Origin of the sequence: Chryseobacterium formosum (assembly GCF_026460885.1) — a bacterium.
Taxonomy (GTDB): Bacteria; Bacteroidota; Bacteroidia; order Flavobacteriales; family Weeksellaceae; genus Chryseobacterium; species Chryseobacterium formosus.
The window spans coordinates 255035-266460 of record NZ_JAOVZW010000015.1; the positions used below are offsets into that span (position 1 = coordinate 255035).

The following is an 11426-nucleotide window of genomic DNA, read 5'->3' on the forward strand; positions in this document are numbered from 1 at the left end:
GTTCAGTTTTCATCTGTCGGAATCTGTATCCAAAAAGTAATTTGTTGTAGCTGAAAAAATGTAATCTTAAAATTTTAATTGAAAGACTTCCTGAATTCTAAAGGTGAAATATCCGTTTTAGCTTTAAATAATTTGCTGAAAGATTGTGAATGTTCAAAGCCCAGTTCATAAGCGATTTCACTTACCGAAAGTTCGGTTGTGGACAGTTTTTCTTTTGCTTTTTCAATCAGTTTTCCGTGGATATGTTGCTGTGTGGTTTGTCCGGTAAGAGATTTTAACAAGCTGCTTAAATAATTGGTCGAAACATTCAACTGTTCGGCGATTAATTGCGCAGTTGGAAGTCCGTTGTTAATGATATTTTCATTGGTAAAATATTCTTCAAGCAAAATTTCGAGTTTATCTAAAACCTGATGATTGGTTTTCTTTCTTGTAATAAACTGTCGTTGATAAAATCTTTCACAATAATTGAGAATTACTTCTATCTGCGAAATAATGATGTTTTGAGTAAACTGATCTATTCCGGATTGGTATTCTCGCTCAATACTTTTAAAAATACCAATTAACGTTTCTTCTTCCTTTTCCGAAAGAAATAAAGCTTCATTTACATCATAACCAAAAAACGGATATTTGTGAATAATTTTTGCCAAAGAAGTATTCCAAATAAAATCAGGATGAAAAGCGAGAAGGTATCCTGAAGGTTTTACATCAGACTTGCTGATTATCATTTTCACCACCTGTCTCGGAGCAATAAAACACATCAACCCTTCATCAAAATCATATTGACTTTGCCCGTAATGAAGTTTCCCCTGAATGTCCCTTTTAAAACCCATAAAATACAAATCCTGAACCCAGCTGATTTCGGATTCTTCAATCTGATAATCTACCAAACTGTAATCTACCAAACTGATGAGCGGATGTTGTGGTTTTGGCAATCCCGAGATTCTATGAAACTCAGAGATACTATTGACGGAATATAATTTTCTGTTATTCATAATTAAAAATAAGGCAACAGCAAGAAACTGTTGCCTTTACAAAGTTAATAATCTGTTGATGTACTCAAAGTTTTAAAATCAGAAATCTCAGTTTGAAGTGCATTTAATTTACTACCTGCAATTTGGAATGCATCAGATCCTAAGACTAAATGAACTGGTGGATTTTCCATTTCTGCCAATTCTATCATCGCTAACGCAGCTTTTTCAGGATCTCCCGGCTGATTTCCATTAATTTCCTGTTCGTGCGCAACCTGAAGCTGTCTTGCTGTTGTATAATCAGTAATTTCGGTTTCAGGAGTGCGAAGTGAACCTCTGGTAAGGAAATCTGTTCTGAAATATCCCGGATAAACAACTGTTGCATTCACTCCAAATTCTTTTATTTCAGCCGCCAAAGCTTCAGTGAATCCTACAACAGCAAATTTAGTTGCACAATAAACTCCCCAACCTGCAAATTCACCAGTAAGACCACCAATTGAAGCAATATTGATGATCGATCCGCTTTTTTGAGCTCTTAAATGTGGCATAACTTTTCTGATAACATTCAGAGAACCGAAAACATTGGTATCGAAGTTTTTACGGCTTTCATCGTCAGTTAATTCTTCCAAAGTTCCCAATTGTCCGTAACCTGCGTTGTTTACAACGACATCAATTTTTCCGAAATATTCTACCGTTTTTTGAATAGCTTCTGCTACATTTTTTTCGTTGATTAAATCCATTTCCAGAGGAAGAAAAGATTCGCTTTCAGAATTGGCGGCAGTTTTTAATTCAGATAGATTTCTTGAAGTTGCTGCTACAGAATATCCTTCATTTAATAATCTTTTTACTAATGTTAAACCTAAACCTTTTGACGCTCCGGTTACAAACCATACTTTTTTTGTGTCCATTTTTAAATAATTTTAATTGATTAATTTTTACAGTACAAAGTTGGTAAATGATGAAAATAGTAATGTGACCGAATCAAAGATTGTTGTAGCCAAAAATAAGATGCAGTATTTTTAATTTTCAAAAACTTGTGATAAAATGTTTATTTTTGAAGCAAATACAATACATGAATTTCCACAAACAGATTTTTTTCTTTCTGCTTTTTTGCTTTTCATTTAATTATGCTCAGGAAATTCCAAAAGAAACATATCATCAATTTTCAAACTACAGAAATTTTGAGTATAAAAATGATACAATTACCGTAACTATCAGAAATCCTTTGTTTTCTCCGTTAAGAGTATATGTTTTTTCGGAATATTTAAAAGATAAAAAAATTATTAATGACACTATTAAATTAGTTATCAAAGAGAATTCAGAAGTTAATATTAAGTTGCCGGCAAAAAAGCTAGACGATTCACAATTTAATTTCAGATTCAAACAGAGACTTGGAGATGTAAGAAAAAGAATCAAGCACAACAAGCTTGCACTTCCCTTTCCTAAAGGAAAAACATACAGCATTATGCAGTCTAGTAACGGAAGTTTTAGCCATAATAAAGACGGTTCGAGATACGCCATAGATTTTAATATGAAAGTTGGCGACACAATTACAAGTGCAGATGATGGTTTTATTGTAGCCGTAATTAAAGATTATGAATTTGGAAAAAATGATATAAAATGGACTCCTTATGCTAACTTTATCACTATTTATCATCCTCACAGCGGATTATTTACAGATTATGTTCATTTAAAAAAAGATGGAGCTTTTGTAAAAGTTGGTGATGCAGTAAAAAGAAATCAGCCGATTGGTTTGAGCGGAGCCACAGGTTTTACTTCCGGTGAACATTTACATTTCAATGTTCTAATTCCTGAAAAAAACATGAGTTTAAAATCGATTCCTTTCATTTTTGAAAATAATATCTCATCGAAAAGATTAAAAATAAATCAAGAGATTAAAAATTAAAAGGATATAAATCTAAAAAATTCTATGTTTTCACATCTGATTTTAATGTTATCACGATAAATATAGTTAAATTCTGTTTAGAATTCATAAAGAAATATTAAATTTTACACTGGTTTGAGATTTATCTGTATTTTCGTTTCATCAAAATTAATAAATGAAAAAATTATTTACAATCTCAAGTATTTTCACGCTCGCTCTTTGTTCTCAAACTACTTTAGCTCAAGAAAAGAAAAATATTAGATCATTAACATTTAAATCAGACAAGTCTAAAAAAAATGTAGAAGAAAAAACTACAATTTATGAAGGGAATGTTATGATGAAAGATGAAAATATTTCTTTTGAAAACGCAGAAAAAGTAGTCTACGATCCTGAAAATGGAACATACACCATTTATCATCCGAAAAACTTTAAAATACTTGCGGCAAAATCTGTTCACAAAACAGGCAAAAGAGAAGATTCGCATGTAATTATCTACAATTATAAAGAAGAAAGCGTTACATTCTAAATACTAATCAATTATATGAAAATCAAATTCTCAATCCTGTTATTACTGATTACAGGGCTCTGTTTTGCACAATCTAACCAGTTTATTTACGAATACAAATTTAAAATAGACTCGCTAAACCGCGACAAATCTGATTCTGAAAACATGGTTTTGCAGACTACACCGAAAGGGTCTAAATTTTACAGTCAGGTAAAACAAGTTTATGATTCTACAATGACAGCAAATTTTAAAAATGCAAAAGCAACGCAACAGTCTCATTTTGATTTTACAAATCTCAAACAGTCGAAAGTAAGCACAGAGGTTATAAAAACATATCCGGATTATAAAAGAACATTAAAAAGAAGCATCAGTTCAAATCAATTTTTAATTATCAATGATAAAAAGCTAGATTGGAAAATCAGTAAAGAAAAATCTAAAGTTTTAGGTTATGATGTTCAAAAAGCAACAACAACTTTCCATGGAAGAAAAAGGAATGTTTGGTTTGCTCCTGAACTTCCAATCCAAGACGGTCCACACGAATTATGCGGTCTTCCCGGTTTAATTGTAAAAGCTGAAGACTCTAAAGGAGATCATCAATTTACGCTCATCGGAACAAAAAAATTAGTCGTTGATTCTGATGAAATTCTCAATAAGAAAAACAGAGAAATCGTAATAAATGAAGAAAAATTTAGAAAGCTTTGGGCGGAATATAAAAAAGATCCTGCTAAAGATATGCGTAAGATTTCAAGCTCGTCAGAAATTTCAGCTCCGATATCTGTATCAGTGAGTTTTGACGGAAAAACTTATTCTCAGTATGAGATGCTAAAACTGGTTGAAAAAGAAAGAAAAGAAGAACTGCAGAAAAAAAATAATTTTCTGGAACTTGATTTATACAAATAAAACACTCAATTTAAATATTATTTCAAATCAAACACGGACAGTTTTAAGTTCGTGTTTTTTGTTTTATTATGATTTCATTTAAAATTAATAGCTAAAAACTCTTTTTGGTGTAAAAATAGATAGGTTATTGTTAACACTCAATCTTAAATATAAAATACCACAATATGAAATCACAAAACAGTTTAGAAAAAAGAAGTCTTCGAGGTAAAACCGTTGTTATAACAGGCGGAAGCAGCGGAGTCGGAAGAGCTGCTGTTGAAGCCTTTTCTTTTGAAGGATGCAATATCGTTATTGCAGCAAGAGGTCAGGAAGCTCTAGATGAAACTTTAAAAATCTGCAAAGATCTTGGTGTAAATGCTATTGCCGTTTCTACCGATGTTTCCAAAGCTGAAGAGGTTGATAACCTTTTAAAAACCGCAGTAAAAGAATTTGGAAGAATCGATATTTGGGTCAATAATGCCGGAGTTATGGCAAGCGGAAAATTTGAAGAAATCCCGATGGAAGTTCACGAACAGGTTATAAAAACCAATCTTTTCGGATATATGCATGGAGCTTATTCAGTTTTACCTCTTTTTAAAGAACAAAACGAAGGAATTTTAATTAATAATGTTTCGATTGGAGGATTTATGCCCGCTCCTTACAGTGCAGTTTACTCTTCAACAAAATTTGGAATCCGTGGAATGATGGAATGTCTTCATGGTGAAATTTCAGATTATGCGAATATTCATATTGCTAACCTTTATCCACAAATTCAGCGCTCGACAGGAAATTCTCACTCTGCAAAGTTTTCAGGATTAGATTTTAAAGTTCCGCCATTTGCATCAGATCCGAGAGATACGGCTGAAAAAATTGTACAGTTAGCAAAAGAACCGCAAAAAGATCTTTTTCCCGATGTGAGATCAAAGGTTTTGGTAAATCTTTATGAAATGTTTCCAAAAGCGATTATTAATACCGCTTCTGCAGGAATGCGATTAATGATGAAATTGAAAAATGGTGAATCTACATCAGGTAACGTTCTTGAACCATCCTCAGAACCGCATCGAATTTATGGTGAAACTATTCTTCCTGTTCCCGGAAAGAAAACTAAAATAGCTTTGGTTGCCGGGCTTGGATTAGGATTGGCTTTTATGCTTTTAAAATCCAGAAATAAAGTTGACAATAATGAAATTTAGGAAGATTTTTCACATTTTCAAACAACAAAAAAAGTCGGGAGCAATTCCCGACTTTATATTTGATATTTAATTCTAAAATTAAACCGTTTCTAAAGCATGATCAACCAAAACTCTCCATCCGAAAGGATCTTCAGAAAGGTTAGTTTGTAAATTAACCAAGTCATTTTTCAATGTTACTGCAAAGCTTTCTTCATCTGAAAGTCTTGGTAATTCTAATTTTTCACCATTATAACCTAAAGCCTGGAAAACAGTAGTAACAACTGCTGTTCCTACTCCCCAAACTTCTTTCAAAGTTCCGTTTTTCTGAGCTTCAATCACATCTTTTACTTTAATAGCTTCAACTTTTACTTCGAAACCTCTTTTTTTAGCTAATGCAATAAAACTGTCTCTTGTAACTCCATCTAAGATTTTTTCAGAAGTTGGTGGTGTAAAAATTGCATCGTTGATTCTTACAAAAACATTCATCGTGCCACTTTCTTCGAAATATTCATGAGTAGCATCATCTGTCCAGATAATTTGATCATACCCTTCATCGATAGCCAACTGAGTTGGGTAGAAAGAAGCAGCGTAATTTCCTGCAGCTTTAGCAGAACCTACTCCACCACTTGCAGCTCTTGAATAATGATCTGAAATTTTTACTGAAACCGGCTCTGTATAATACATTTTTGCAGGTGTTGCAACGATTGCAAACATATATTTATTTGCTACTCTTGCTTTCAAAGCTTCTTCTGTAGCGAAAATCAAAGGTCTGATGTATAATGAATTACCTTCTCCTTGAGGAATCCACTCTCTATCAATATCAACTAATGCTTTTAAACCATCCAAAAATATTTCTTCTGTAACTTCCGGCATTGCCAAACGTTTTGCAGATTTATTGATACGCTCAAAATTCTTTTCGGGCCTGAAAAGGAAAACCTGTCCGTTGTTGTCTTTATAAGCTTTCATACCTTCAAAACAAGCTTGTCCGTAATTTACTCCCATCATTGCAGGCGTAAACAGTAAGGGACCATAAGGAACCAATTTCACATCGCCCCATTTACCGTTCTCATATTCACAGATGATCATGTGATCACTGAAAGTATTTCCAAACGAAAAATTATTAGGATCGAATGTAGAAATTCTAGAGTTTTCTGTTTTTTGAATTATCATTTCTTAAAATTTTTATGATGTTCTACAAATTTAACATAATTTTCCAAATATAAAAATTTTAGATTAAATTTGAAAAAAATTACTTTGGAAAGAGAGATTAAGACAACCAATGACGGCAGTAAAACACTGTTTATCAGTGAATTAAACGAAAACTATCATTCTCATCACGGAGCACTTCAAGAAGCAGAACACGTGTTTATTAAAAATGGACTTAATTTAATAAATGATTGCGAAATTAACATTTTAGAACTAGGTTTTGGAACAGGTTTGAATGTTTTGGTAACAATTAATGAATATTTAAAAACTGACAAAAATCATGTCATCAACTATTTTACCCTCGAAAAATATCCAATAAAAGAGTCTGAAATAGAAAATTTAGCGTATTTCGAACTGTTTGATAACCCTGAATTAAAAAATATTTATCAAAAAATTCATCAATCTGATTGGGAAAAACCGATTGAAATTATTAAAGGTTTTAACCTACATAAGATTCAATGTGACTTTTTTGATTTAAAAAACATTGATCTCCCGAAGATTAACTTGGTTTATTATGATTGTTTCGGAGCGAGAGTACAGCCTGACCTTTGGGAAAAGCCTTTATTCGAGATGGTTTCCGACAAAATGAATGTAAATGGATTGTTAACAACCTATTCATCAAAAGGAAGCGTAAGAAGAATTTTAGAAGAACTTAATTTTAAAGTTGAAAAAAAACAGGGACCTCCCGGAAAGAGAGAAATGATTAACGCTATAAAGTTTTGACTTATGAGTTATTAACTATCAATTTGTTGACTATATAAATGTAGTGGTTTTAATAATTATATCTTTTTTAAAACTTATAACTCATAATTAATAACTTCTAACTTAAAACATTTTTCCCTATTTTAGCTAAGCAAATTATTATTTATGATTGACAATATTAATGTAAGAGTTTACGCTTGTGTTGTAAAAGATAAAAAAGTCCTCACTCTTTTTGAAGAATATGCAGGACAACCTTTAATGAAATTTCCGGGTGGTGGTTTGGAATATGGTGAAGGATTAACAGATTGTTTGAAGCGCGAATTTGAGGAAGAATTGAATGTACATATAGAAATTGTAGAACATCTTTACACTCAGGAAGATTTTTTGGTTTCAAGATTTAAATCTAACGAGCAATTGCTTACTATATATTATATGGTAAATATTACCAACGAAGAAGATTTTATCATTCTCGATCCTTGTATTGAAAAAATAGATTGGATTCCGATTGATGTTTCTGAAAATCCATTTACGCTCCCTGTAGATAAAATTGTTTTCGATAAACTGAAAGAAAAATTCCTGTAATATTTACAGGAATTTTTTATTATTTTGATACTCTAAAATCTTTCGCTCCCGGATAAGGTTGTAAATAACCGGAATTCCAATTGGATTGAAGAAGTGATTCTAAAAACTCATCAGTTCTGTTTTTATGAGGATTGTACCGGTCTTTCAAGTCAATATCTGCCATTTTCCCCTTTACATTCCACCAGAAAGCACTCCATCCGCCACGTAATTCTTTAATGATTTCAAAAACATTTTTTCCGGTTGCTCTGTTTAATAATTTAGCAAAAACCTGACCTTCAGTTGTGGTTAAATCTCTCAATTGCTTTTCATATTGATCAGCCAACATATTTTGTCTGTCTTTTACATATTTTCGCTTTGCTGCAGTGTCAAGATTATTCATTTCTCCTTGAATATCCCTGTATTGCTGCAATGCTGTTAAAAACAAAGGATAAACTCGGTATAATTTTTTATTTAAAAAAAAGTAATAATTTTTATCAAGCTGATTATTGAATTTAGGCTTATTTAAAAGAACTAATTCATCCATAACAACTACAGTTTCACCATTAATCTCATAGATTTTGGCTTTCTGTCTTTCATCATAATAAAATTTATTTCCAAATTCATCAGTCTGTAATTGATCTTGCGGATACTGCGCGAGAGGTCTTGCAATAATAGAATCTCTCTGCTGCCCAAAAACAGTAAGACCAAAAAAGAACAGAAAAAGGCAGGCAATTTTATGAAATTTCATTATTTTTACACGTATTATAACAAAATTTGATAACAAAAATCATTCCCTTTATATGAAATTTGAGAAGAAATCTTTGAAATTTTTAGAGAAATATTTAAATACTTCGTCACCAACTGGTTACGAACATGAAGGTCAAAAAGTATGGATGGACTATATCACTCCTTATGTAGATAAAGTTGAAGTCGATCATTACGGAACCTGCTACGGAATTATCAATCCTGAAGCAGAATTTAAAGTGGTTATTGAAGCTCATGCTGATGAAATTTCCTGGTATGTAAATTATATTACCGATGATGGTTTAATTTATGTCATCAGAAACGGAGGTTCAGATCAAACCATTGCACCTTCGAAAGTTGTAAGCATTCATGGAGAAAAAGGAATTGTAAAAGGAGTTTTCGGATGGCCTGCAATCCACACAAGAAGTGCAAATCAGAACGAACCAACTCCAAAAATTGATAATATTTTCATCGATTGTGGTGCAACTTCAAAACAAGAAGTTGAAGATTTAGGAATTTTCGTAGGATGTATGATTACTTATCCCGATGAATTTTTCGAAATGAACAATCGTTATTTTGTTTGTAGAGCTTTAGATAACAGGATTGGTGGATTTATGATCGCTGAAGTTGCGAGACTTTTAAAGGAAAACAAAAAACAGATTCCTTTTGGTTTGTATATTACCAATTCGGTGCAGGAAGAAGTTGGTTTGTACGGTGCAGATATGATCGCAGATACGATTAAACCAAATATCGCAATCGTTACAGATGTTACCCACGATACGACGACACCAATGATTGAAAAGAAAAAAGAAGGCGATCAAAAATGTGGGGATGGTCCGGTTGTATTTTTTGCTCCAAGTGTACATCACACCATCAGAGAATTGATCATTGACACGGCAAAAACTAAAAAAATTCCCTTCCAAAGAGCTGCGGCAAGTCGGGCAACAGGAACAGATACAGATGCTTTTGCACATTCGAACGGAGGAGTTCCAAGTGCGTTGATTTCTTTACCTTTGCGATACATGCATACAACAGTGGAAATGGTATCTAAAGAAGACGTCGGAAACGTAATTCAATTGATTTACGAAACACTTTTGAAGATTACACCAGAAATGAAACTGAAATATCATTAAGAAAGAAGTTAGAAATTAGATAATTAGAAGTTAGTTCCAGTCTAGCCTCTAATTTCTAGCCTCTAAAATCTAAATATAAGTAAAAATGAAAACGAAGCTTATTGCTCCTTCCCTTTTATCCGCAGACTTTGGGAACCTGCAGAGAGACATTGAAATGCTTAATAATTCTCAGGCAGATTGGTTACATATCGATGTGATGGACGGCAGATTTGTTCCGAATATTTCTTTCGGATTTCCTGTGATGAAAACCGTACAACAACACGCAAAAAAGTTTGTTGACGTACATTTAATGATTGTGGAGCCAGAAAAATATGTTGATGAATTCATCAGTCACGGAGCAGATTTAATCTCTATACATTATGAAGCTTGTACGCATCTTCATAGAACAATTCACCATATTCAAAGCAAAGGTGTGAAAGCTGGAGTTGTTTTAAATCCTTCAACGCCGGTATTATTGCTTGAAGATATTATTGCAGATGTAGATTTGGTTTTATTAATGAGTGTAAATCCAGGATTTGGAGGTCAAAAATTTATCGAAAATACTTACAAGAAAATCGCTGAAACTAAGGATCTTATTTTAAGCAATAATTCTACAGCCTTAATCGAAATTGATGGCGGAGTAAATTTAGATAATGCGTCTAAATTATTCGAAGCCGGAGCAGATGTATTAGTCGCTGGAAATGCCGTTTTTTCAACAGAAAATCCTGAAAGAACAATTGAACTTCTAAAGGTTTAAGGAATTAAAAATTCATATATAAAAAGGACTGTTTCATGAAATCTGAAACAGTCCTTTTTTGTAATAAAACAAAAAGACAGTTGAATCAACTGTCTTTCTTCTCTTACAAAGAGATAATTTAATTATATGGTTATTAGTTTTCTTTTAGATTCGATGCCTAGGAATCTGATTCTCTGTTTTTATTTGATGTAAAGATGAAAAAATATGACACACAATCCTATCCGTAAAAACACGGAATTTTTATTGATAAGCATTTATCTTGATTTTCATTTAAACATATTAAACAATCAATTACAAATAATTCAGATTTTAAAATTTAAGTTAAATCAAATCTAAACAACACATTAACCTAATGTTAATTCTGTCATTACTAAATCAAGACTAAATGGCAGATATTTGACTATCAAATTATTAGAGCAAAAAAAAATCCGGAAAAATTTCCGGATTAATATTTTGTGGAGTTTTAATTAAAAAATCTCTCTCCCTGAAAAATGAAATTGTGCTTCAATCAAAGCATTTTCGTTAGAGTCAGAACCGTGTACTGCATTCTCTCCGATGCTTCTGGCAAACATTTTTCTGATAGTTCCTTCAGCTGCTTCAGCAGGATTTGTAGCTCCGATTAAAGTTCTGAAATCTTCAACTGCATTGTCTTTTTCTAAAACTGCAGCTACGATAGGACCTGAACTCATAAAATCAACCAATTCTCCGTAAAAAGGTCTTTCAGCATGTACTTCGTAGAATTTTTTCGCATCTGCAACAGTAAGCTGAGTTAATTTTAAAGCTTTGATTTTAAAACCACCTTCTGAAATTTTCCCTAAAATAGCACCAATGTGACCGTCAGCAACCGCATCTGGCTTAATCATTGTGAATGTAATGTTTGACATAATTGAATATTTTTTTAATGGCACAAAACTACAAAAAATATCTAAAATAAA

Annotated in this window: 13 protein-coding genes; 8 read left to right on the forward strand and 5 right to left on the reverse strand. The window is 32.3% G+C overall.

All coding sequences use genetic code 11. The features are described from left to right. Positions 1–74 precede the first annotated feature (74 nt). The gene (locus OF897_RS13660; protein ID WP_267266240.1) at positions 75–992 is read right to left on the reverse strand and encodes a helix-turn-helix domain-containing protein; all 918 of its coding nucleotides are present in this window, start codon (positions 990–992) and stop codon (positions 75–77) included. Between the two features lie 44 nt (positions 993–1036). Next, the gene (locus OF897_RS13665) at positions 1037–1876 is read right to left on the reverse strand and encodes an oxidoreductase (RefSeq protein ID WP_267266241.1); all 840 of its coding nucleotides are present in this window, start codon (positions 1874–1876) and stop codon (positions 1037–1039) included. 146 nt (positions 1877–2022) lie between these two features. Between OF897_RS13665 and OF897_RS13670 the strand changes: the two genes are divergently transcribed. The 4 genes from OF897_RS13670 to OF897_RS13685 all read left to right on the forward strand — a co-directional run bounded on the left by OF897_RS13670 (position 2023) and on the right by OF897_RS13685 (position 5430). Next, the gene (locus tag OF897_RS13670; RefSeq protein ID WP_267266242.1) at positions 2023–2874 is read left to right on the forward strand and encodes a M23 family metallopeptidase; all 852 of its coding nucleotides are present in this window, start codon (positions 2023–2025) and stop codon (positions 2872–2874) included. 154 nt (positions 2875–3028) lie between these two features. Next, positions 3029–3379, forward strand: coding sequence for a hypothetical protein (locus OF897_RS13675; RefSeq protein ID WP_267266243.1), 351 nt, complete (start codon positions 3029–3031; stop codon positions 3377–3379). Between the two features lie 15 nt (positions 3380–3394). Next, on the forward strand, positions 3395–4258 hold the full coding sequence (locus tag OF897_RS13680) for a GLPGLI family protein (protein WP_267266244.1): 864 nt from the start codon (positions 3395–3397) through the stop codon (positions 4256–4258). Positions 4259–4422: 164 nt separating this feature from the next. Next, a complete protein-coding gene (locus OF897_RS13685) occupies positions 4423–5430 on the forward strand; it encodes an SDR family NAD(P)-dependent oxidoreductase (protein WP_267266245.1) in 1008 nt (335 codons plus the stop codon). Positions 5431–5508: 78 nt separating this feature from the next. On the opposite strand, the gene OF897_RS13690 is transcribed toward OF897_RS13685, so the two are convergent. Then, complete coding sequence (locus OF897_RS13690) at positions 5509–6579, reverse strand: branched-chain amino acid aminotransferase (protein ID WP_267266246.1); 1071 nt, start codon at positions 6577–6579, stop codon at positions 5509–5511. Between the two features lie 84 nt (positions 6580–6663). On the opposite strand from OF897_RS13690, the gene mnmD reads away from it, so the two are divergent. Next, positions 6664–7338 carry a tRNA (5-methylaminomethyl-2-thiouridine)(34)-methyltransferase MnmD gene (mnmD, locus tag OF897_RS13695; RefSeq protein WP_267266299.1) on the forward strand — a complete coding sequence of 225 codons (675 nt, stop codon included), beginning with the start codon at positions 6664–6666 and terminating at the stop codon, positions 7336–7338. Between the two features lie 144 nt (positions 7339–7482). Further along, positions 7483–7899 (forward strand): NUDIX hydrolase, encoded by a 417-nt coding sequence (locus tag OF897_RS13700; RefSeq protein WP_267266247.1) that lies wholly within the window; start codon positions 7483–7485, stop codon positions 7897–7899. Positions 7900–7918: 19 nt separating this feature from the next. Here OF897_RS13700 and OF897_RS13705 read toward each other — a convergent pair whose 3' ends face one another. Next, a complete protein-coding gene (locus tag OF897_RS13705) occupies positions 7919–8626 on the reverse strand; it encodes a DUF4294 domain-containing protein (RefSeq protein ID WP_267266248.1) in 708 nt (235 codons plus the stop codon). A 52-nt stretch (positions 8627–8678) separates the two neighbouring features. On the opposite strand from OF897_RS13705, the gene chrP reads away from it, so the two are divergent. Then, on the forward strand, positions 8679–9755 hold the full coding sequence (gene chrP / locus OF897_RS13710) for a chryseobasin maturation metalloprotease ChrP (RefSeq protein ID WP_267266249.1): 1077 nt from the start codon (positions 8679–8681) through the stop codon (positions 9753–9755). Between the two features lie 85 nt (positions 9756–9840). Further along, the gene (rpe, locus tag OF897_RS13715) at positions 9841–10491 is read left to right on the forward strand and encodes a ribulose-phosphate 3-epimerase (RefSeq protein WP_267266250.1); all 651 of its coding nucleotides are present in this window, start codon (positions 9841–9843) and stop codon (positions 10489–10491) included. A gap of 467 nt (positions 10492–10958) precedes the next feature. Here the strand turns inward: rpe and OF897_RS13720 are convergent, their stop codons facing one another. After that, the gene (locus tag OF897_RS13720) at positions 10959–11378 is read right to left on the reverse strand and encodes a nucleoside-diphosphate kinase (protein WP_267266300.1); all 420 of its coding nucleotides are present in this window, start codon (positions 11376–11378) and stop codon (positions 10959–10961) included. Positions 11379–11426 lie beyond the last annotated feature (48 nt).

Bases quoted from the DNA above. Each gene is read 5' to 3' on its own strand.
- OF897_RS13675 (WP_267266243.1), top strand. From the start codon at position 3,029: ATGAAAAAATTATTTACAATCTCAAGTATTTTCACGCTCGCTCTTTGT.
- OF897_RS13665 (WP_267266241.1), bottom strand. From the start codon at position 1,876: ATGGACACAAAAAAAGTATGGTTTGTAACCGGAGCGTCAAAAGGTTTA.
- rpe (WP_267266250.1), top strand. From the start codon at position 9,841: ATGAAAACGAAGCTTATTGCTCCTTCCCTTTTATCCGCAGACTTTGGG.
- chrP (WP_267266249.1), top strand. From the start codon at position 8,679: ATGAAATTTGAGAAGAAATCTTTGAAATTTTTAGAGAAATATTTAAAT.
- OF897_RS13690 (WP_267266246.1), bottom strand. From the start codon at position 6,579: ATGATAATTCAAAAAACAGAAAACTCTAGAATTTCTACATTCGATCCT.
- OF897_RS13680 (WP_267266244.1), top strand. From the start codon at position 3,395: ATGAAAATCAAATTCTCAATCCTGTTATTACTGATTACAGGGCTCTGT.
- OF897_RS13700 (WP_267266247.1), top strand. From the start codon at position 7,483: ATGATTGACAATATTAATGTAAGAGTTTACGCTTGTGTTGTAAAAGAT.
- OF897_RS13705 (WP_267266248.1), bottom strand. From the start codon at position 8,626: ATGAAATTTCATAAAATTGCCTGCCTTTTTCTGTTCTTTTTTGGTCTT.
- OF897_RS13685 (WP_267266245.1), top strand. From the start codon at position 4,423: ATGAAATCACAAAACAGTTTAGAAAAAAGAAGTCTTCGAGGTAAAACC.
- OF897_RS13660 (WP_267266240.1), bottom strand. From the start codon at position 992: ATGAATAACAGAAAATTATATTCCGTCAATAGTATCTCTGAGTTTCAT.